Consider the following 22,502-nt stretch of genomic DNA (forward strand, 5'->3'; position numbering starts at 1 on the left):
TTATTAAATAAAATAGAACTTTAGGGCAAAACAATGTAGCAGTAAAAACGCGGCTTTACGCCGCTCAAAAAATAAAGAAGCATACGCTTCAAATGGTTATACAGAATCTTCTTAAAGAATAAATGATTTAAGGTATATAATTCTGTATAAGAAATATTTTTGTCATAACAAAGGTTCGTAGCCGACAGCGGGTCAAGCCCGCTGCGGTACAACCAGTTGTTATGTGGACGCCCGCACTGGGGCGCTTTAGGAAGGTAAAAAATGACTGAAATGGAAAAAGTTCAACGTGTAATTGCTCTAAAAGAAGCATTTACAGTATCAGAAGAATTATTAAATGAATTATTATCTCAAATAACAGATGCTAATCTTAAACAAAATTTTCAAAGAATTGCCAGGGGATTAAAAGTAGAAGATAATTATCGATTAGTTTATACAGTAATGCCATGGGTTAAAAATATAAATGGATTAAAACAAGAACAAGAAAAGGATGAAAAAGAGAATTATCAGGTACCTGATTATTTAGTAACAATAGAAAATTCTCAAAAAAATACATTTCCTGTTTTAGTAGATGTAAAGTCAGTTCAAGAAAAACAATCCTGTGAGATTATGGCAAAGCAGATAAGAACACTTCAGAATTATGCAATTGCCAATAATTTACCATTATTAATAGCCATTTATTGGGAAAAATTTGGATATTGGACTCATGTATCAATAAAAAATTTTAAGCATGAAACAAAGAAATATAAAATAAGTATTGGAGATGCAATTTCAAATGATTTGTCTCATATTTTTGGAGATTTAACATATTTTATTAATAAAAAGTTTTATCGAAGAACTCTATTTGAGAAAACAGGAAGAAAAGATGTAGCCTATCATAAAGAGTTTGGAGAAATCAAAAAAGTTGAAATAAGCATAGATAAAAAAGATTTCAAAGAATTTTCAATAATTGAATCGTCAATTATTGATGCAATGCTAGATATGAATCCAATTGAACAAAACCAAAATGGAAATAATACTGTTCAATTAGAGGAATTAAAGCAAATACCTCATTTCATTAAACTAAGTAATTGGATTTTAAGAGTACTGAAAATCACAGGAGTAGATTGTAATTATAGAGTCAACGGAATTCTTGTTACAGATATAACAAGAATGTTTATAATGGAATTTATGAAATACTTAAATATAAAAACTTCATATTTAATACCAAAAGATAAAAACGAAGAAACAGAACTGTTTTTTACGAAAGCTTATAATAATACAAAAGTTTTGAGAGATTATTATTTATAATATCACATAACAAAGGTTCGTAGCCGACAGCGGGTCAAGCCCGCTGCGGTACAACCAGTATCGTATGGTGGGCATTTTGCCCACCAAAATCATAAAAAACTTAAATTTATAAAAACCCTACGCCGATAAAATCTCGCTAACTTTGGCGTTAAAATCGTCCCCGACAAAAAAATCTGTCTCATAAACAAACACTTGCGAATCGTCCCTGACACGCAAGATTAGGCGATTAAAATTCTTTGGATTTTTAAATTCGTTATGAACTAGATTGTAGATTAAATTTATCTTTTCTTTATTTAGCTCGTTTAAATTTAGCTCAAATTCATAATCCCTTGCGTTTTTGCTTCGTTCGCTCTCTTTTTCTGCGAATTTGCGAGAGCCGTTATACCCGCCGTTGTAGCCACCACCATTAAAATTTCCGTTTTCGCCACCGTTAAAACCACTGCCGTTTTTAAAATTTCCATTATCGTTTCTGCGGTATTTGCTTTCGCTTTTGGCTTTAAAATTCCCATTTTTGGCATCTTCAAGGCTAAAAACATCATAAATGGTTAGCTGATACGCCCCGCCTTCTGCGCGTCTGGTAAATTTCGCCTTAAAAGCGTGTGGCGCTTCAAGCTCATCTTGGCTAAATTTATCGATACTAGCAAAGGCGTCAAACGCGACGGCTTCGAAACTTCCGCCAAAATCCAAAATCTTTAAACGCCCCATTTTGGTGCCTTTTTTGGTTATCATCGTTTTTATCTCTTCGATTTTACCGATACAAATTATCTCGCTGTTGTCTTCAATCTCGTCAAAATCGCTAGAACTAATGTGCGAAATAGCGTCAATCTCATCTTTATAATCTTGCAACGGGTGCCCTGAAATGTAAATTCCCAAGCTATCAAGTTCAAGTTTTAAAAGCTCTTTTGTAGGGTATTCGGCTTCATTTTCCACAAATTCCACCACTATGCCCTCGGTCGTTTCATCTTCGCCAAATAGCGAATTTGCCGCTTCTTTTTTGACCGTGGCGATTTTTTTCATAGTTTCAAGGATATTTTCGATATTTTGGATAATAGCTAAGCGAGTTTTACCTAAACAATCAAGCGCACCCGCGAAATTTAGGGCTTCGATGACCTTTTTATTGACTTGAAAATTATCCACCCTACTTGCAAAATCGTCTAAATTCTCAAACTCTTTTTCGCTTCTAAGGGCGATGATATTATCAATCGCGCCCGTGCCTACGCCTTTTATCGCCCCAAGCCCGTAAATAATAGCTTTGCCTGAGGGCGAATTTTTATCTTCGACGACGCTAAATTGTCTTAAACTAGCGTTGATAGAAGGTGGCAAAAGCCCCACGCCAAGCCGTTTTGCTTCATCGATATAAATCGCAACTTTTTTTGCATTTCCTTCTTCAAAAGAAAGCGAAGCCGCCATAAACTCAGCCGGATAGTATGTTTTTAAATACGCCGTTTGAAATGTAATCATCGAATACGCCGCAGCGTGGGATTTGTTAAATCCATACGAAGCAAATTTCATAATCATATCAAAAAGCTCTTCTGCTTTTTTGACATCAAAGCCTAAATTTTTAGCACCGTCAAGATACTGCGTTCGCATGTGGGCGAGTTTTTTCTCGTCCTTTTTACCCATAGCCCTACGCACCAAATCAGCGTCCCCCAAAGAAAATCCGCCAACTCTTTGCACGATTTGCATAACTTGTTCTTGATAAACGATAACGCCGTAAGTGGCTTCTAAATACTCTTTTATCTCATCAAACATATACTCGACTTTTGCTCTGCCTTGCTTTCTAGCGATGAAATCAGGGATTAGATCCATTGGACCTGGGCGATACAGCGCAATCATCGCAATAATATCTTCAAAACAATCCGGCTTTAAACTAGCTGCTAGCTCTTGCATACCGCCGCCTTCGATTTGAAATATGCCAAGAGTGTTTCCGCTTTGAATAGTCTTGTAGGTTTTTGGGTCGTTAAAATCGATATTTTCCCACATTATATCCACGCCGTATCTCATCTTAACAAGCTTAATCGTGCTATCGATGATGTCAAGGTTTTTTAAGCCCAAAAAGTCAAATTTAATCAAATCAACATCTTCGAGATAATCTTTTGTGTATTGCGTTATATACTGTCCGCTGTCGTCTTCTTTGTCCTTTTTGGCGGTTTGGCGAAATAAAGGAACTTTATTCCAAAGCGGTTCATTTGATATTACCACACCTGCTGCGTGCATACCTGTGTTGCGATTTAGCCCTTCTAAATTTAGCGCATATTTCCACACTTTTGCTGCTAAGGGGTCTGAATTTACAAGCTCTACGATTTTTGGCTCTAACTCGTAAGCTTCTTTTAGCGAAATTCCTAGCACATCTGGTATTAGCTTTGCCATAGCGTCAGCTTGATTTAACGGCATATCACAAACCCTTGCGACATCGCGTATGACGCCTTTTGCAAGAAGCTTACCAAAGGTGGCGACTTGCGCGACATTGTCTTTGCCGTATTGATTTGTTACATACTCGATGACCCTGCCCCGTTTTTCTTGGCAAAAATCCACATCAATATCAGGCATTGATATTCTTGACGGATTTAAAAATCGCTCAAAAAGCAAGTTATAAGGTATCGGATCAATGTCGGTTATGCGAAGCGAATACGCACACAAGCTTCCTGCTGCCGAACCTCGACCGGGACCTACTGGAATATCATTTCGTTTCGCCCAGTTTATGAAGTCTTGCACGATAAGCATATAGCCTGAAAAGCCCATTTTTTTGATGATTTGAATTTCTGTTTCAAGGCGATTTTTGTAAATTTCGTGTTTGTCTTTATCAACGAATTCAAGCCGTTTTTCAAGTCCTGCTCTACACGCATACTCAAAAACAAAATCGTCATTTTCGAAATTATATCTATCGTCAGGTTTTGGTAAATTTATGCCTAATTCTTTGGCAAATTCGATAGAAAATTTAAAATTCGGCGGTGTCGGCGCATAATCTTTTTCATCAAATTTAAATGTCAGATTGCATTTATCTGCGATTTCTTGCGTATTTGCGATGACTTCGGGAATATCGGCGAAAATCGCTTTCATCTCATCATCAGTTTTTACATAAAGCTCATGAACGCTGTGTTTTAAGCGATCTTTATCATCAAGCAACTTGCCCGTGGCGATACACATATACGCGTCCTGCGCTTCGGCGCGATCTTTGTAGGTGTAGTGGGCGTCGTTTGTGGCAACTAGCTTTATGCCTGTTTCTTTGGAGAGCCTGATTAAATCCTTGTCGATATTATGCTGATCGCCAAATCCGTGTCGCATAATCTCCAAATAAAAATCATCGCCAAAAATTTCTTTATATTCAAGGGCTGCTGCTTTTGCGGCTTCATAGCCTTTTGCACCCCGTTTTAGGTTTCTCTCGCTTTGATTTAGATGAAAGCTAACTTCCCCTGCCAAACACGCCGCCGAGCATACAATACCCTTACTATGCTCTTTTAAGAGCTTTTTGTTTATGCGTGGGTTGTAGTAAAATCCGTGCAGATACGCCTGTGAGCTGAGATATATCAAATTTTTATAGCCCTCTTCGTTTTTGGCTAGCAAAATCAAGTGAAATCGCTGTTTGTCGCTTTTATCACTTATCTCGTCGTGGTTATGAATGTAGGTTTCGATACCGATGATTGGCTTAATGCCGTGCTTTCGCATAGTTTTATAAAAATCAATCGCACCAAACATATTTCCGTGATCGGTAATCGCCACGCTTTTTGTACCACGCTCGGAAAGCACTTTGGCTAGTTCGCCGACTTTATTTGTGCCATCTAGCAAAGAATACTCAGTATGCAGGTGTAAATGTGTAAATTCGCTCATAATTTTCTCGTAAATTTGGATTAAAATTTAATGAAAAATTGTATCAAATTCGGGCTTTAAATTCGCCAAATTTGAGCTTTAATGTGGCTTAAATTTTATAAATTTTGATTTACAAATAATAAATTTGATTAAATTTATAACTTTTATATATTTTTCAGTAAGAAAAAAAACGATACAATTTAATTTAAGATTTTAAAAGCGTGAAAGGATTTGAAAATGCTAAAATCAAATAAAATCGGAAGTGATAATCCCAAACCAAGAGCTGAGCGAATTTTCACAGACAGGGTAGAGCCAAAAGAGGCATTTTTAAAAGCTTTGGAAAATTTAAACCAAAAAGATTATTCTGTTTTAGCCTTTTATGGTGTCGGTGGTATCGGCAAAACTGGCTTAAAAGAGCATTTTTGGGATATGATACAAAAAGATGAAAAGCTAAAAAACGAAATAATTTATTCATATTATGATTTTGAAAAAGACCAAAATTTCACACCAAGCGAAGTGTATAAAAAACTAGCAGATAGATTTAGCATAAATTTTAAAGTCAAATTTAGCGCCTTTTCTTTGGCGTATTTGATTTATCTCAAAAAACAAAATCCAAATTTTGAGTTCAAAAAAGAAACTTTGCCGTTTTTAGAAGAGAGCGATATTATTTCAAGCGCAGTTATGTTTCTAAGCGAAAATGCAGGTAGCGTGGCTGAACTAGCGACCAAGCTTGTGGGATATTTGTATAAAAAATTCGCAGATATTATAAACCCCACACTAAAATCGGAATTAGAAAAACTAGAAATCAAAGAACACTACGAAATCGCGCAAGAGCTTCCTAGATTTTTCGCCTATGATTTAGAGCAATTTAAAGAGAAAAATCCCGACAAAAAGGTCGTTATATTTCTCGATACTTACGAGCTTTTATGCAAAAAACAGAAAAATGACGGCTACACACTAAAACAAGATGAGTGGGTTAGAAATTTCATAGCGCAAAATGAAAAAATTTTATTTGTAATAGGCGGCAGAGAAAGGCTAATCTGGGATTTAGACGATGAAGATGGCAATGAGTGGAATAAATATTTAGACCAGCATATATTAGAAGAGCTAAGCAGTGATGATTGTAGATATTTTCTAAATAATTGCGGTATCACAGATACTAAAATCCAAGATAATATCATAAAATGTAGCTGTGGAGTGCCATTTTATCTAGATATTTGCGTTGAAATTTACGAGAGCAATAACGGGGCTGAAAATTTTGAAAATTTAAAGCAAAATAAGGTCGCAGAAAGACTTTTGCGTTACCTTGATAGAAGCGAAAGAGCGACTTTGGAGTTACTATCGGTAGCAAACTACTTTGACAAGGAAATTTTTAAATTAATCATAGATAAATTTTCCACTGGCTACCCCGCTACGATGATAAACGAACTAGCCAAATTTTCGTTTATTTCACAAAACGATGGACGATACTATATACAAAGGCTTATGAAGGAGTGCCTAAAAAACCAGTGCGACACTGAGTTAAAAAGCGAAGTTCATAAATTGCTTTTCGACTATTTTAACGCCAAACTTAGCGACCTTAGCGTCCAAACAGCTTGTGGCTACTATATAGAATTTATAAACGAAGCATTTTATCACAAAGAAAACATTGAGGGCATAGAAAAAGCAATAGACTGGCTTTTGGAGAAATTTGAAATTTATTTAGAAGCTGGTGTTTCATTTCATTTCATAGATATTTTATTAAATTTAGCGAATAGAAATATTGATTATAAATTGGTGGATATTTTTCACAATATTGGTCTTGCATACGCCAATATAGCCAACTACACTAAGGCAATAGAATATTATTTAAAAGCACTTGAAATAAAAAAAGAAATCTTTGGAGAAAATCATCCAGATACTGCTGCTTCTTATGGTAATTTAGGGGCTTGCTATGACTCTCTTGGAGATTATGATACAGCGATAAATTATCATTTAAGAGTACTTAAAATAAACAAAGAAATCTTTGGAGAAAATCATCCAAATACTGCTGCTTCTTATGACCATCTAGGAATTTGCTATTGCTCTCTTGGAGATTATGATACAGCGATAAATTATCATTTAAAAGCACTTAAAATAAACAAAGAAATTTTTGGAGAAAGTCATCCAAACACTGCTGCTTCTTATGGTAATCTAGGAAATTGTTATGACTTTCTTGGAGATTATGATACAGCGATAAATTATCATTTAAAAGCACTTAAAATAAACAAAGAAATCTTTGGAGAAAATCATCCAGATATTGCTACTTCTTATAACAATCTAGGAATTTGCTATCGCTCTCTTGGAGATTATGATACAGCGATAAATTATCATTTAAAAGCACTTGAAATAAACAAAGAAATCTTTGGAGAAAATCATCCAAATACTGCTGCTTCTTATGGTAATTTAGGGGCTTGCTATGATTCTCTTGGAGATTATGATACAGCGATAAATTATCATTTAAAAGCACTTGAAATAAACAAGGAAATTTTTGGAGAAAGTCATCCAAATATTGTTATTTCTTATAGTAATCTAGGAATTTGCTATCGCTCTCTTGGAGATTATGATACAGCGATAAATTATCATTTAAAAGCACTTGAAATAAACAAAGAAATCTTTGGAGAAAATCATCCAAATACTGCTGCTTCTTATGACAATCTAGGAATTTGCTATTCATCTCTTGGAGATTATGATACAGCGATAAATTATCATTTAAAAGCACTTGAAATAAACAAAGAAATCTTTGGAGAAAATCATCCAGATACTGCTGCTTCTTATAACAATCTAGGAAATTGTTATTGCTATCTTGGAGATTATGATACAGCGATAAATTATCATTTAAGAGCACTTGAAATAAGAAAAGAAATCTTTGGAGAAAATCATCCAGATACTGCTGCTTCTTATAATAATTTAGGAAGTTGTTATATTTCTCTTGGAATTTACAACAAAGCAATAGAATATCATTTAAAAGCACTTGAAATAAACAAAGAAATCTTTGGAGAAAATCATCCAGATATTGCCAATTCTTATTATAATCTAGGAATTTGTTATCGTCATATTGAAGATTATAACACAGCGATAAATTATCATTTAAAAGCACTTAAAATAACCAAAGAAATCTTTGGAGAAAATCATCCAGATATTGCTGCTTCTTATAATAATCTAGGAAGTTGTTATGGTTCTCTTGGAGATTACGATAAAGCAATAAAATATTTTTTAAAAGCGCTTGAAATAAGAAAAAAAATCTTTGGAGAAAATCATCCATATACTGCTGCTTCTTATAATAATTTAGGAACTTTTTATGGTTCTCTTGGAGATTACGATAAAGCAATAAAATATTTTTTAAAAGCGCTTGAAATAAGAAAAAAAATCTTTGGAGAAAATCATCTAGATACTGCTGCTGTTTATACTGATTTAGGGGTTTGTTATGACTTTCTTGAAGATTATAGCACAGCAATAGATTATTGTTCAAAAGCTTTAAATATATATGAAATGCTTGACGATGATAATAATGTTAAAATTTTAAAACAAGTTATAGAAGAATTAAAGCAACGCCTATAATTTTACTCATAACTTCTCGCAATGACGCCTAATCTGTCATTGCGGGTGAGTGAAACGAACGAAGCAATCGCCAATGTTTAAATCAAGAATTTGCGAATTTGGATTTTGATTATTTAAAATTTGGCGATTGCCACGAATTTTTGCTTTCACAAAAATTCTCGCAATGACAGATTTGGCAAATTTGCCTAATTTTCCAAAAAATATTCAAGACAGAGTGTGATTAGTTACTGAGATTTTTAACGCTTACAAGTGAGATAAGGCTGGTCGCCTATCGACCGAAGTAAACGATTAAAAATCTCAGTAAATAGTTCCGATATGGGGAATTTTCTAAGCTTTAAACAAAAGCCCGTTTTTAACTTCTGTGTATTTCGCTTCCCCGCATATCTCACGCACGATTTCAAGTGCAAATTCCATTGCAGTCGCGGGTCCGGCAGAAGTGATGATATTTTGATCTTTTACCACATTTGCCGCGCGGTATCCGGCATGTGCGACTTTGCCTTCAAATCCGGGATAGCAAGTATAGGCATTTTTTAGCACACCTGCTGTGCTAAGCGCCCAAGGTGCAGCACAAATCGCACCGATTTTAGCGTTATTTGCGTCAAAATCACGCAAAACTTTGCCTAGCTTTTCGCTTTTTGCCAAATGCTCGGCTCCCGGTAAGCCGCCCGGTAAAACTATCATATCAAACTCGACAACTTTTAGCTCATCTAGCACCATATCGGCTTTTATCTCAACGCCGTGAGCGCCCGTAACAAGGCGTTTTTCTAGCCCTACGCCAAGAGCTTCGACTTCTGCTCGGCGCAAAATGTCAATCACGCTTAAAGCTTCGATCTCTTCAAATCCGTTAGCTAACATTACGGCAACTTTTTTCATAAAAATCCTTTGTAAAAAATTTTTACTTATTGTAACAAATTTGAGATAAAAATTTGAAATTTATGCAAAAAGCCCGAATACTCGGGCTTTTAAATGTAGTTAAAATTATTTATTTGCTTTTTCGATATATTCGCCACGCACGGTATCTACGCGGATAACTTCGCCTTCAAGCACATGGAAAGGGATTTGCACAACCGCGCCAGTTTCGAGTGTGGCAGGTTTTTTGTTGCTTCCTTGTGTGTCGCCACGGAAGTTTGGAGCAGTTTCTACGATTTTAAGCTCTACGACTTGCGGAACTTCGATACCGATAGCTTTGCCGTTATGGAAAAGCACATCGACCATAGTGCCATCTAGCATCCATTTTTTCGCTTCACCGACCTCTTCATCGCTGATAGCGACTTGCTCGTAGGTTTCGACATCCATAAATTGGCAATACTCGCCGTCATCATAAAGATATTGCATTTGTTTATCGACCAAATTTGGAGCTTCACATTTATCGCCTGCGTGGAAAGTTTTTTCTAGCACTTTGCCGTCGATGTATGATTTGATTTTAACGCGAACAAACGCCGCACCTTTGCCCGGTTTTACATGTTGATACTCTACGATTTTAAACGGAACGCCGTCAAGCTCGATTTTAAGACCTTTTTTTAGATCGCCCATTGAATAAGCCATATTTTCTCCTTAAACAAATAAAAAAGATGATTTTAACAAAAAAATATTTAAATTTTAATTTAGCAAAATTTCAAAATCGTTAGTATCGAAAAGTAGAATTTTTTCGTTTTTTAAACTCAAAAGCTCTTCGCTAAAACCGCCTTTTGAAAAAAGTGCGATTAAATTTGGTTTTAAGGCGATTTTTTCGCACTTTGAGTGAAGCAAATTTAAAACGCTTTTGCAAATTTTTCGCTCTTTGTATTTGCACTCGCCGACAACGCAAAAGTCTTCAAATTTGGCAAAAATGTCGATTTCTATCTCGTTATTCCAAAAACTGCTAATCTCGCCAACGCCGATATTTAGGTATTTTGCTAAAAGTTCTTTGCTTAAAATTTCAAAACACAAACTAGCGTAATTATCAAAATCAGCTTTTATCATTTCAAGCACTTTTTCATTTTCGCCAAATTCCAAACGGCGTAAATTTGGCTCGATAAATCGGAAGTAAAATCTTGCGAAATTGCTTTTAAAATGGACCTTATCATGCACTACATAACGGCGTAAATTTTTTGGCAATTTCTCGTTTTTGTGATTTGGTTTTGGCTTTGTTTCTCTACTTTTTTCGAGTTTTAAAAACTGAATTTTAAGCAACTCATCGACCACTTTTTGCGCCTTAAAACGCGGTAGTATCTTTGAAATACCAAGCTTTTTGCGATCTGATTTTGCAAATTTCATAAGTGCTTTTTTGATTTCATTTTCATAAGGACTATCAAAAGCAAATTTATCTCTAAATGTTTCAAAATCTCTTAAAATTTCATTATCAATAGCTTCAAAAATGTCGTTATAATGCGCTGAAATTTCGATTTCATCAAAGACAAAATGAAATTTCAAAAGCTCGTCAATCGGCAAATTTGCGAATTTGTAAGCGCTATCTTTGAGTGTGAAAATTTTTTTGCTCCTATTTTTTTGCCGAATTTTACCAAATTTTTTATATAATTTTGCCAAAAAATCAAAGAGAGTTTATGATAAATTTAGAGAATTTGAAAAATGATATTATTTTGCAAGACGGCATAAAGTATTTTGATTTTGCAGCTTCTGCTTTGGCGTTAAAAAGCGTGGAAAATGAGATTTTGCGAATTTTGCAAACTTATGCAAATACGCACTCAAAAACCAGCTCAAACTCCATTACAACGCAAAATTATTACGAAAATGCTAGGGCTAAATTTAAAAATTTGCTAAGGGTTGATGATAAATTTTCGCTTATTTCTTGTGGTTTTGGAGCGACTTGGGCTTTGAAAAAACTATGGGAAATTTTAGGCATTTATATCCCGCCGATGAGCTTAAAAAGGCTAAATTTAAAAAAAGAAAGCTTAAAAAATTTGCCCCTTGTGATAGTTTCGCCTTATGAACACCACTCAAATGAAATTCCACTTCGATACTGCCTTTGTGAAGTCGTGCGAACGCCCTTAAATTCGCAAGGATTGATTGATTTTGATTTTTTGGCAAATTTACTAAAAACAAACAAAGGACGCGAGATTATCGCTTCTTTTAGCATGGCTTCAAATTTAACAGGCGTCAAAACAGACTATAAAAAGCTTTATTTGATGATAAAATCGCACGGCGGAAGATTGATTTTAGACGCTTGTGCTTTTGCGCCACATGATGAGATTGATTTTAACTTTTGCGACGCGGCGGTTTTTTCGTCGCATAAATTCTTAGGCGGTGTCGGCGGCAGTGGAATTTTGGTAATAAAAAATTCGCTTTTTTCCTGCGACGAGCCGACATTTGGGGGCGGGGGAACTTTGGCATATAGTGATAACGAAACTCAAAGATTTTATATTGACCCTGAACGCGCCCAAGAAGCAGGAACGCCCGGAGTTACGCAGTTTTTAAGGGGCTATCTAGCCTATAAATTTAGGCATGATTTAGGCATTGAAAATATAAAATCACACGAAAATGAGCTTAGTGAGTATTTTTTAAATGAAATTTCAAAAATAGATAAAATCGAAATTTACGGCAATTTGCAAGTGCCAAGAGTGCCGATTTTTGCGATAAATTTAAAAGGACTTGACCCGTTTATTTTTGCCGAAATTTTAAGTAAAAAATACCTTATCCAAGTTCGCGCAGGGTGTGCGTGTGCAGGAAGCTATGGTAGAGATTTATTAAATTTGCCAAATGATATAAATTTGAGCATTAAACCTGCATTTTTGCGGATTAGCCTAAATTTTTCGCATAGCAAAGATGATATTGATTATTTGATAAACTCAATCAAAAATATCGCAAAAAACAAAGATAAAATAAAACTCGTCGGTGGCGAATACAGGTGTTAAATTTATAAATTTCGATACAAAAATTTACATTTTTATTCTGCGTTTTGTAGCGAATTTAAAATAAATCACGATTAAAGCAATGATAACTCCCAACACGAGCGGTGTTAGCCACGGATAAATTTTGATTTTTTCATAAATTTGCAAGACAAAATCACCGGCAAAATAGCTTACTAAACCAATCGTTATCGCCCAAATTGCCGAGCTAAAAGCGTTTAAAAAACTAAATTTTGCAAATGAATACTTCGTAAGCCCAATCGCAATGGGAATTAGCGTTTTTAGTCCATATATAAATTTTTGCACCAAAATAATCCTGTCGCCGTATTTTTTAAACAAAATTTGCGACAGGGCTAAATTTCGCCGTTGTTTTTTGATAAACGGGCTAAATTCTTTTTTATTGTAACGAGAGAGCCAAAACAAAATCGTATCGCCGATGAAATTTGAAATAGTAGCAACCACGATACAAAGCGTAATGTCCATTTTACCGATAAAGCTAAGCATACCGGCGGCGATTAGCGCTATCATACCGCCGCCAAGAGTATATAAAAATAGTATTAAATAGCCATAAGTGGAGAGTTTGCTAAACATTTCCTCCATTAATTTGCCTTATTTATAACCGAAATCAAATTTTCAAATCCATACGAGTGCGGTTCATAAACCACGCTGTTATTTGAGCTAAGTACCACTCCGCCAAGACTAGCACCCAAAAACACGCCGCTTTTATTTGTATAAACATACATATCTTTGCTAAATGCGTTTAGTGTGCCTAAATTTGCACTTGCATTTCCAGCCAGAGCCGTTACATCACCGCCTAGTTTGATTTCTGATTTTCGCATATTATCTACGATTTTATCGCTCATTACAAAAATTATTAGATAATTATCTTCATATCCGATTTGCAAACCCAAACTTGCATTAGTGATTTCTGCGCCGTTAATCGTGTAGTTTTCGCCGTTTTTATAGACCGCAACGCCGCTTCCATACATTCCGCCGATGACAAAACCAACCTTTTTCACGCTTGGAAAAATCAAAATCGCCTTTGCGTTTGCGACCAAAGCCGCTTTATTAGGATTATCTCGCATAACAACGGCAAAGGCATTTGCGCTTTTTAAAATCGTTTCGTCTTTTGCATTTGCAAAATTTGCAAAACCAAATATCATTAAACATAAAAATAGAATTTTTTTCATGCAAAACTCCTATTTGGCGTAATTTACCGCCCTAGTCTCTCTTATGACATTTACTTTTATTTCGCCCGGATACTGAACCTTATCTTGAATTTCTTCGGCGATCTCTTTTGCGACCAAAACCGCTTCATCATCGTTTATTAGCTTGGCATTAGCTATAACGCGAATTTCGCGTCCTGCATTTATCGCGTAGGCTTGTTTTATGCCTTGTTTTGAAGTGGCGATATTTTCTATGTCGCTAACTCGCTTTAAGAAGCTCTCTAAAACCTCTCTTCTAGCTCCCGGTCTAGCTGCACTTAGAGCGTCCGCTGCGCAAACTGCGGCTGCTTCGACGCTTAGCGCTTCTTCATGTCCGTGATGAGCGTAAATAGCGTTGATTACGACAGGGTGTTCTTTGTATCGTTTGCAAATTTCACCGCCCAAATCCACATGGCTTCCTTCAAATTCATGCGTTAAAGCTTTACCGATGTCATGCAAAAGCCCTGCTCTTTTAGCTAGTTTTTCATCCCCGCCAGTCTCGGCTGCGATGATTGCTGCAAGGTGAGCGACTTCAAGGCTGTGTATCAAAGCATTTTGTCCATAACTAGCCCTAAATTTAAGCTTTCCGATTAGTTTTATAATCTCAGGGTGCATTTTATTTAAACCTAAATCCATAACGACATTTTCGCCTTCTTCTTGGATACTAGCTTCAAATTCGTCGCAGACTTTTTTGTAAATATCTTCGATTCGTGCAGGTTGAATTCGTCCGTCTTCAACCAAAAGCTCGATTACTCTTGTTGCGATTGCTCTTCGGTAAAGGTTGTGAGAGCTTAAAATAATCGCATTTGGCGTATCGTCAATGATAACATCAACGCCAAGCACCATTTCAAGGGTTTTTATATTTCGCCCTTCTTTGCCGATAATTCTGCCTTTTAGCTCGTCATTTTTGATATTTACGACATTTATAAGGCGTTCTGCTGCAAATTCACCCGCAAATCTAGTCGTAGCCTGCGCTAGGATATAATTTGCTCTTCGTTTTCCCTCTTTTTTAGCTTCTTCTTCATATTTTCGCACGATATGAGCGATGTCTGCTCTACTTTTTTCTTCTACTTTTCGCAAAACTTCGCTTCTAGCTTCATCTTGCGTAAAACCGGCAACTCGCTCCAAAATTTTCAAACTCTCAGCCAATTTTTCTTCATAATTTTTCTTTAACGAAACGCCTTCTTCATACATAAATTTGGCTTCTTCTTTGCTTTTTTCAAGCTCACTTTTTGCTCCGTTTAAAATTTCTTGTTCGCTTAATAGTGTTTGCTCTTTTTTTGTTAGTTCATCAAATTTTTGATTGTATTCTTTTTGAAGTTTTGCTGATTTGTCGTCATATTTTTTCTTGGCTTCAAATTCGGCTTCTTGAACTGTGATTTTTGAGTTTCTCAAAATACTTTCTGCTTCAAATTCTATCGCTTTTGCTTTTGCTTTTGCCTGTTCTAAAAAAATGTCAAAATTTGCGTTGTTAATCTTTTTGGCGATAAAATAACCTATTGTCGCACCGACTGCGACCTCTGCTAATGCTACTACAATATCTATCATATTTTCCCTTTTTAAAATAATTTTTGCTCGGAGTAAAATAAAAATCACCGATTATATCGTGTTTTTGAGATATTATTGAATTTGTAAAATTATCTTTAATACTAACAAAAACGATAATCGGTTTATAATTTAGAGCTGAAAAAAACATATCGTAAAATCCTTTCCCATGCCCGATTCTAGCCATATTTCCATCTACTCCGATAACCGGAACAACGGCTAGGTCAATTTTTCCTTTGAATTCGTTTTGATTTAGCGTCTCTTTAACGCCAAATTTAGACTTTACAAAAGGTCGTCTGAATTTTACCATTTTAAAGCTAACATCTAACATAAACGGAACAAAAAATTCTACTTTATGTGATAATTTTTGTCTTAAAATTTGTAAATTTGGCTCATAAGATAACGGCAGAAAAATCAAAACTTTTTTCGAATTTGTTATTTTTATGAGTTTAATAATATTCGAAATAATGCCGTAATGTTTGCATTTAGCGCTAAATTTAGCTTCATCTTTCAAAGCCTTTTTAGCGAATTTTCGATAAATTTGCTTATCCATTTTCACACTTTTATTTTTTTAACGCTTATTTTATCTAGTTTTTGTATAATTTTGAAATATTTTTTAGGGAATTTTGTATGAAATTTGTGAATTTTATTATTTTTATTACTATGTTACTTTTCGTAACAGGTTGCGACAAAAAAAGCGATAACGAAGAAAAAGTAGATATAAAAACGGAAAAAGAAGCCGTTCTTACGCAGGATTATACTGCACCGTTTTCTTTGCATTTTACGGACGGAACTATTTTGAAAATGCAAAAAAATAAAAACGGCTTTAAAATCGATAACAACGGCACTGCGACACTTTTTGCATTTTTCTCGCCGTGGTGTCCGCCGTGCCAAGTCCAATCTCCGATTTTAAACAATATCCAAGAAAATTTTAAAGAAAAACTCCAAGTTATCGGTGTTTTAGTCGGTGAAAATTTGACAAACGACGACGCAAAGGTATTTGCGATTGATAATAATGTAACATATAAAATTTCGCAAGGAAGCGAAAATAACTTTTTCGCAAACGCACTTGGTGGCGTTAGCGAAGTCCCGTTTATCGTTATTTATGATGAAAAAGGAAGGTTTTTTTCGCAATATTTTGGAATAATTCCGGAAGAAATTTTAACAACCGAAATTCAAAGGATTTTTTAATGTTTAATTTTTTCAAAAAAGGTTTTGATAAAACAATCGAAGCGATGAAATCGGCAAATTCTAGTAATAAAATCACAAAAGAAAATTTGGAAGAAATGCTACTTGAAGCCGATGTAAGTTATGAAATCGTAGAAGAAATTTTGTATTATCTACCGCCACAAAATGAAGTTAAAAAAGATGATTTAAAGCGAGTTTTAAAAACTTATTTTATGTATGAAAACAAGCCTTTACCAAAGGTTTCGCCATTTGTCGAGCTAATTTTAGGCGTAAATGGTGCAGGAAAAACCACAACCGTTGCAAAACTGGCAAATTTATACAAAAAAAATAACCAAAGCGTGATTTTTGGGGCTTGTGATACTTTTAGAGCAGGTGCCATCGAACAACTTCGTCGCTGGTCGCAAAAAGTAGAAATCCCAATCATCGCCACCGAGCAAGGTCATGACCCAGCAGCCGTCGCATTTGACACCGTAAGTTCGGCGATTGCAAAAAAAATCGATAGAGTTTTAATCGACACGGCAGGACGACTGCAAAATCAAAAAAATCTCGCCAACGAGCTTGAAAAAATCGTGCGAATTTGCGACCGTGCTATGCCAAATTCGCCACATAGAAAAATCATCGTGCTTGATGGCACACAAGGAAATAATAGCGTAATCCAAGCAAAAGCTTTTAATGAAATCGTTAAGCTAGATGGCATAATCATAACAAAACTTGACGGAACGCCAAAGGGCGGAGCGTTATTTGGCATTGCAAGGGATTTGGAGCTTCCGATTTTATATATCGGCGTAGGCGAAAATATGGACGATTTGGTCGAATTTAGGGCAGATGAGTTTGTAGATACGCTAGTAGAAGGAATTTATGCCTAAAATTTTTAGCCCAAATGTTTTTAAATTTGCATTTTTTGCCTGTTTGATTGCGATTGAATTTTTAGCTACCACTTCAAGGGAAGTGGCGATAAATGGGCTATTTTGGGATAAAATAAACCACGCATTTGCTTTTTTTGTTTTGTTTATTTTGGCAAATTTTGCTTTTAAAATTCGCAAAATTTGGATAATTTTTTGGTTAATTATTTTTGGTTTGCAAATAGAAATCGTGCAAAGCTTCTTGCCAAATAGAGAATTTTCTTTTTTGGATATAGTTGCCGATTTTATCGGCATTTGCATAGGTTTTTTTGCTACTAAAATTTATGAATTTTGGAGAAAAAATGGCAAAAGTAAAATCCACACTTTTTGAGTGCCAACACTGCGGAAATCAGCAAACTAAATGGCTTGGTAAATGCCCTGATTGCGGTGCTTTTAATAGTTTTGTAGAGTTAAAAGCCGAACAAATCAAAACGCTAAAAGAAATTTCAAAAATCACTTGCGATAATCCAAATTTGGACGCAAAGGCGATAAATGAGATAAAAATAGAAGAAATTTCACGCATTGATTGCGGGGACGATGAGCTAAATTTGGTCTTAGGTGGTGGCATAGTAGAAGGCTCACTTGTCTTAATCGGCGGAAGTCCCGGCATCGGAAAATCAACACTTTTGCTTAAAATCGCTTCAAATTTGGCTAGTTCTCAAAGAAGCGTTTTGTATGTTAGCGGCGAAGAAAGCGCAAGTCAAATCAAAATGCGAGCAGACCGCCTAAATGCCGTAAATGAAAACCTTTTTTTGCTAACCGAGATTAACCTTGAAAATATCTTAGCGCAAACACAAAAAAGGGATTATAAAGTCATCGTAATAGATAGCATACAAACCCTTTTTAGCGATAAAATCGCTTCTGCTCCGGGTTCGGTTACACAGGTGCGCGAGATAACTTTTGAGCTAATGCGACTTGCAAAAGAAAAAGGAATTTGCATTTTTATCATCGGTCATATTACAAAAGAAGGCTCGATAGCAGGTCCTAGAATTTTAGAGCACATGGTCGATGTGGTGCTATATTTTGAGGGCGATAGCAGTAAGGAACTGCGAATTTTGCGTGGTTTTAAAAATCGTTTTGGCGCCACAAGCGAAGTTGGAATTTTTGAGATGACAAACGCAGGGTTAGTAAGTGCAAAAAATCTAGCTAGTAAATTTTTCACTCGCGGAAAAGCCGTCAGCGGCTCGGCAATCACCATAACAATGGAAGGCTCTCGTGCGTTAGTTATAGAAATTCAAGCTCTTGTCTGCCCTAGTTCGTATCCAAAACGCTCAGCCACAGGATATGATAAAAACCGCCTAGATATGCTCTTAGCGCTTTTGGATAGAAAGCTTGAAATAGGACTTGGGGGATACGATGTTTTTGTAAATGTCATCGGCGGGGTTAAAATCACCGAAACGGCGTGTGATTTGGCTGTTGTAGCGGCGATTGTAAGTAGCTTTAAAAATCGTCCGATAAGCAAAGAAAGCGTTTTTATCGGCGAAGTTAGTCTAAACGGCGAGATTAGAGAGATTTTTAACCTTGAAGCAAGACTAAAAGAAGCTAGTATGCAAAAATTTAAAAACGCAATCGCTCCGATAAAACCGCAAAATTCGCAAGGGCTAAAAATATTTCATGCAACAGAGATAACGCAGGTTTTGGAGTGGATGTGATTAATTAAAATCAGCCTAGCTTTAATTCCCCAAACCTGACGGATTTACGCACAAATTTAGACAATTTCATCGCTTACTACCGACAAAGGTAGCGTCGCTCGAAACTGCCTAAATTTGTGCGTAACTACGCCTGTTCTATCTTGAATATATTTTTTTGCAAATTAACCATTTTCTGTCATTTATTTTAACTTCAAATTCGCAAAATTTATTTTTTTAAAATTTCGCTATTATAAGGAAACACACTTGTCGTGTGTAACCTAAAATAGCGAAATTATTAATTTAATCCGCCCGTTATAAGGAATTTATTAGCCTAAAATTTTTATGCCAAACTGATCAAGCAAAATTATTATCACAAAAAGCGGTGCAACAAATCTTAAAAGCACATTGTGCCAAATTTTATATCCAAATTCGCCCATATACGGCACCAAAAGCTCTTTTACAGGCTCTTTTTTTATCACAAAACCGACAAAAATCGCAACAACGATTCCGCCTATCGGCAATAAAATATTTGAAGTAACAAAATCAAGCAGATCAAAAAAGCTCTTGCCAAAAAAGTTGAAAATATCAGCCGTCGCGCCATAGTATCCTAAAATGCAAAAAATTCCCAAAATATAAGTGAAAATAAAAATCGCAAAACACGCCTTTTTGCGTGAGAAATTTTTTGAATTTACAAGATAAAAAACGCTTGGTTCTATCATCGATACAGCCGATGTAATCGCCGCAAAAAGAAGCGACAAGAAAAAACAAAACGCTAAAATATTGCCGATAATGCCAAGCTTACCAAAAAGCACGGTAAGTGAAACGAAAATCAGCCCCGGACCTTGTTGGCTAGGGTCTGCGCCAAATTCGAAAATATATGTAAAAACGGTTAGTCCCATAAAAACGCCGATTAAAACATTTATAAAAACGATACTTAGGCTCGAAGTTAAAATGTTTGTTTTTGGCGGAAGACTTGCTGCGTAAGTGATGATGGTCGTAACGCCCAAAGAAAGAGTAAAAAACGCTAATCCAAGAGCCTTTAAAACGCTATCGCTGCTAAGTGCGCTAAAATCAGGCACTAAAAGAAATTTCAAGCTTTGCACGAAACCTGCATTTGACGCCACTGCCGAGTAAAACGCCATAAATAAAATCAAAACGAAAAGCGTTGGCATCATCCATAAATTTAGCTTTTCTATGCCGTTTTTAACGCCCTTTGAAATGATATAAAAGCAAAAAATAGAAGCGATTGTGTAGCAAATTATGCTTACAAATATCTCTTGCGAAAGCAAATTCCCAAACGCCGCACCGCTTTGTTCTATCGAACTTGGCAAAGCAAACGCACTTGTAATCGTGTATTTTAAAATCCAACCCATAACAACGCTGTAAAATGAATAAATCAGCAACGCGCTAATCATAAAAAATCCGGCATTTCTCCACAATTTTTTATTGCTAGGTGCTAGTTTTTCATACGCACTAACGGCATCGCACTCGCCAAGGCGACCGATGACGATTTCGCCCAAAAAAATGACAAAACTGCAAAGCATCGTCAAAAGCAGATAAAGCAAAATAAAGGCACTTCCGCCGTTTTCGCCTACAAGAGTTGGAAATTTCCACGCATTTCCAAGACCTACCGCGCTTCCTGCGACGGCTAAGATAAAGCCGATTTTAGTAAATTTCTCGTTCATATTTTTCCCCGAATAAAAAAATCGTGCAATATTATCAAATTTAATCTTAAAACTTTATATTTACTTTTAATTTAAAAATTTGCTTCAATGACAATAAATTTGGCTATAATTTTTCAAAAAATTTGGAAAGAAAAATTTATGAAAAATATATTTTTATCGCTTTTTTGCGCCTTTACCACAACTCTTTTGGCAGAAAATTTGCCAAATTTACAAACTCAAATTTTAACAAAAGAGCAAATTTTGCAAAAATACCAAAACGCAAAACCACAAAAATGGGGCGAGAGTTTAAACGGCGTGATTGAAAATTTTCAAACTAGCCAAAAGGTTGTCGCACTCACGCTTGATTTATGTGGCTCAAAAAGCGATGATTTAGACGAACGCATTGTCGAATTTTTGGAACAAAAACGGATAAAAGCGACTTTTTTTGTAAATTCTCGCTGGATAGAAAAATTCCCGCTTAAATTTGAAAGACTTTATAAAAATCCACTTTTTGAAATCGAAAATCACGGCTTTTTGCACCGCCCTGCTTCGCTTAGTGGAGCTGAAATTTACGGCATAAAAGGCACGGCAAATTCTAGCGAATTATACGACGAAGTGGCGAAAAATGCAGATTTGATAGAAAAAATCACAGGCACTCGCCCTAAATTTTATCGCTCCGGCACGGCGTATTATGACGAATTTGCCGTTTCGCAAATTTATGATATGGGTTTTGCACCTGTGGGATTTAGCGTTTTAGGCGACGCAGGAGCGACTTTAAGCAAGGAAAATGTCCTAAAAGCTTTTCGCACGGCAAAAAACGGCGATATTATAATCGCTCACGCAAATCACCCGGAAAAAGAGAGCGGCGAAGGCGTAGCGATGGGACTAGAAGAGCTTTTGGAAAATGGATTTAAATTTATTCGCCTTGACGAAGTTTTATTAGATAAATAGATTTTATTTAACTTTTTTTGATTATCAAATTTGCCATTGAATTCAGCCTAGCTTTTTCGCAAGACAAGCAACGATAGACGAACCAAGTCTTATCTTTTGCTCGTCTTGCGAAAAATCGTCGGCATTAGCTCTGCTTTGCTCTTGCTCCGTAAGAAACCTGCGACTTCGTCGCGTACCACTTCGCCTGTTTTTGTCTTGAATATTTTATTGGTATAGATAAATTTGCCAAATTTAAGCTAAATTCGGCAAATTTACAAAATCACTTCCAAATCAAAACATCATCTAGTTGGTGTCTTGTATGTGGAAATTTGATATTTTCGCCTTTGCCAAGAGCGACGACTAAAATCGGCGTAAAATTTTCATTTAAATTTGCTTCATTTCTGACATATTTTGTCAATTTTTCCTTATCAAAACCAGCTATAATACAACTTTTCACGCCAAAGCTCTCGGCGATATTTACCAAATTTGCACACGCCAAATAGCACTGCTTTGAAGCATAATTTGTCATCGCTTTTTCGTCCATATCTTTAAATTTATCCCTAAAATACGCCATTGCAGCATCATATTTTTCGCTCGTGGTAGCACGACGGCGAACGCACTTATCCAAATATGCTTCACCTACTTTCAAATCATTTCTAGCGATGATAATCACGGCATGAGAACAATTTTTAACCTGCGGTTGGTTATTGCAAATTTCGCCTAATTTTTGCAACTCATCGCCGTTCGAAACAACCATAAATTTCCACGGCTCCAAACCACACGAACTAGGACTTAATCGCGTCAAATCCACGATTTCTCGCATAACTTCATCGCCCACTTTTTCGCCACTAAATTTGCGACAACTATAACGACTTTTCATAATTTCTTGCATAGGAAATCCTTTTTTGAAAAATAATTT

Annotated in this window: 18 protein-coding genes; 8 read left to right on the forward strand and 10 right to left on the reverse strand. The window is 35.8% G+C overall.

From position 1 onward, the window contains the following. Window positions 1-261 precede the first annotated feature (261 nt). Complete coding sequence (locus tag PF028_RS04025) at window positions 262-1,287, forward strand: hypothetical protein (protein ID WP_270860073.1); 1,026 nt, start codon at window positions 262-264, stop codon at window positions 1,285-1,287. Window positions 1,288-1,404: 117 nt separating this feature from the next. On the opposite strand, the gene dnaE is transcribed toward PF028_RS04025, so the two are convergent. Beyond that, entirely contained in the window at window positions 1,405-5,115 is a 3,711-nt protein-coding gene (gene dnaE, locus PF028_RS04030; protein WP_270860074.1) for a DNA polymerase III subunit alpha, read from the reverse strand. A 216-nt stretch (window positions 5,116-5,331) separates the two neighbouring features. On the opposite strand from dnaE, the gene PF028_RS04035 reads away from it, so the two are divergent. Next, the gene (locus PF028_RS04035) at window positions 5,332-8,673 is read left to right on the forward strand and encodes a tetratricopeptide repeat protein (protein WP_270860075.1); all 3,342 of its coding nucleotides are present in this window, start codon (window positions 5,332-5,334) and stop codon (window positions 8,671-8,673) included. A 327-nt stretch (window positions 8,674-9,000) separates the two neighbouring features. On the opposite strand, the gene PF028_RS04040 is transcribed toward PF028_RS04035, so the two are convergent. The 3 genes from PF028_RS04040 to PF028_RS04050 form a co-directional block, all read right to left on the reverse strand. Beyond that, the gene (locus tag PF028_RS04040; RefSeq protein ID WP_270860076.1) at window positions 9,001-9,546 is read right to left on the reverse strand and encodes a DJ-1 family glyoxalase III; all 546 of its coding nucleotides are present in this window, start codon (window positions 9,544-9,546) and stop codon (window positions 9,001-9,003) included. 105 nt (window positions 9,547-9,651) lie between these two features. Next, window positions 9,652-10,218: an elongation factor P gene (gene efp / locus PF028_RS04045; RefSeq protein WP_270860077.1), complete on the reverse strand. Its 567-nt coding sequence runs from the start codon at window positions 10,216-10,218 to the stop codon at window positions 9,652-9,654. Between the two features lie 54 nt (window positions 10,219-10,272). Next, a complete protein-coding gene (locus PF028_RS04050) occupies window positions 10,273-11,199 on the reverse strand; it encodes a DUF234 domain-containing protein (protein ID WP_270860078.1) in 927 nt (308 codons plus the stop codon). A gap of 17 nt (window positions 11,200-11,216) precedes the next feature. Here PF028_RS04050 and PF028_RS04055 point away from each other — a divergent pair, with 17 nt between their 5' ends. Continuing rightward, the gene (locus PF028_RS04055; RefSeq protein ID WP_270860079.1) at window positions 11,217-12,524 is read left to right on the forward strand and encodes an aminotransferase class V-fold PLP-dependent enzyme; all 1,308 of its coding nucleotides are present in this window, start codon (window positions 11,217-11,219) and stop codon (window positions 12,522-12,524) included. A 24-nt stretch (window positions 12,525-12,548) separates the two neighbouring features. Here the strand turns inward: PF028_RS04055 and PF028_RS04060 are convergent, their stop codons facing one another. Genes PF028_RS04060 through PF028_RS04075 form a run of 4 tightly spaced genes read right to left on the reverse strand, consistent with a single transcriptional unit; the run spans window position 12,549 to window position 15,821 of the window. Then, entirely contained in the window at window positions 12,549-13,118 is a 570-nt protein-coding gene (locus PF028_RS04060; protein WP_270860080.1) for a DedA family protein, read from the reverse strand. Next, window positions 13,118-13,708 carry a lipid-binding SYLF domain-containing protein gene (locus PF028_RS04065; protein ID WP_270860081.1) on the reverse strand — a complete coding sequence of 197 codons (591 nt, stop codon included), beginning with the start codon at window positions 13,706-13,708 and terminating at the stop codon, window positions 13,118-13,120. The genes PF028_RS04060 and PF028_RS04065 overlap by 1 nt, the downstream gene beginning before the upstream one ends. A gap of 9 nt (window positions 13,709-13,717) precedes the next feature. Continuing rightward, complete coding sequence (rny, locus tag PF028_RS04070) at window positions 13,718-15,271, reverse strand: ribonuclease Y (RefSeq protein WP_270860082.1); 1,554 nt, start codon at window positions 15,269-15,271, stop codon at window positions 13,718-13,720. Then, window positions 15,195-15,821: a 5-formyltetrahydrofolate cyclo-ligase gene (locus tag PF028_RS04075; protein ID WP_270860083.1), complete on the reverse strand. Its 627-nt coding sequence runs from the start codon at window positions 15,819-15,821 to the stop codon at window positions 15,195-15,197. The genes rny and PF028_RS04075 overlap by 77 nt, the downstream gene beginning before the upstream one ends. A gap of 77 nt (window positions 15,822-15,898) precedes the next feature. Between PF028_RS04075 and PF028_RS04080 the strand changes: the two genes are divergently transcribed. From PF028_RS04080 to radA, 4 genes are read left to right on the forward strand one after another with little or no spacing between them, the layout of a single operon-like run. Continuing rightward, window positions 15,899-16,459, forward strand: a complete 561-nt coding sequence (locus tag PF028_RS04080) for a TlpA family protein disulfide reductase (protein WP_270860084.1) — start codon at window positions 15,899-15,901, stop codon at window positions 16,457-16,459. Next, window positions 16,459-17,322 carry a signal recognition particle-docking protein FtsY gene (gene ftsY / locus PF028_RS04085; RefSeq protein WP_270860085.1) on the forward strand — a complete coding sequence of 288 codons (864 nt, stop codon included), beginning with the start codon at window positions 16,459-16,461 and terminating at the stop codon, window positions 17,320-17,322. The genes PF028_RS04080 and ftsY overlap by 1 nt, the downstream gene beginning before the upstream one ends. Further along, window positions 17,315-17,689, forward strand: coding sequence for a VanZ family protein (locus PF028_RS04090; protein ID WP_270860086.1), 375 nt, complete (start codon window positions 17,315-17,317; stop codon window positions 17,687-17,689). The genes ftsY and PF028_RS04090 overlap by 8 nt, the downstream gene beginning before the upstream one ends. Continuing rightward, window positions 17,661-19,010, forward strand: a complete 1,350-nt coding sequence (gene radA, locus PF028_RS04095) for a DNA repair protein RadA (RefSeq protein ID WP_270860087.1) — start codon at window positions 17,661-17,663, stop codon at window positions 19,008-19,010. The genes PF028_RS04090 and radA overlap by 29 nt, the downstream gene beginning before the upstream one ends. 305 nt (window positions 19,011-19,315) lie before the next feature. On the opposite strand, the gene PF028_RS04100 is transcribed toward radA, so the two are convergent. Further along, window positions 19,316-20,674 carry a sodium-dependent transporter gene (locus PF028_RS04100; RefSeq protein ID WP_270860088.1) on the reverse strand — a complete coding sequence of 453 codons (1,359 nt, stop codon included), beginning with the start codon at window positions 20,672-20,674 and terminating at the stop codon, window positions 19,316-19,318. A gap of 138 nt (window positions 20,675-20,812) precedes the next feature. Between PF028_RS04100 and PF028_RS04105 the strand changes: the two genes are divergently transcribed. Then, entirely contained in the window at window positions 20,813-21,604 is a 792-nt protein-coding gene (locus PF028_RS04105; RefSeq protein ID WP_270860089.1) for a polysaccharide deacetylase family protein, read from the forward strand. A gap of 259 nt (window positions 21,605-21,863) precedes the next feature. Here the strand turns inward: PF028_RS04105 and PF028_RS04110 are convergent, their stop codons facing one another. Further along, the gene (locus PF028_RS04110; protein WP_270860090.1) at window positions 21,864-22,475 is read right to left on the reverse strand and encodes a nitroreductase family protein; all 612 of its coding nucleotides are present in this window, start codon (window positions 22,473-22,475) and stop codon (window positions 21,864-21,866) included. Window positions 22,476-22,502 lie beyond the last annotated feature (27 nt).

The organism is Campylobacter sp. CN_NE2, assembly GCF_027797465.1.
GTDB lineage: Bacteria > Campylobacterota > Campylobacteria > Campylobacterales > Campylobacteraceae > Campylobacter_B.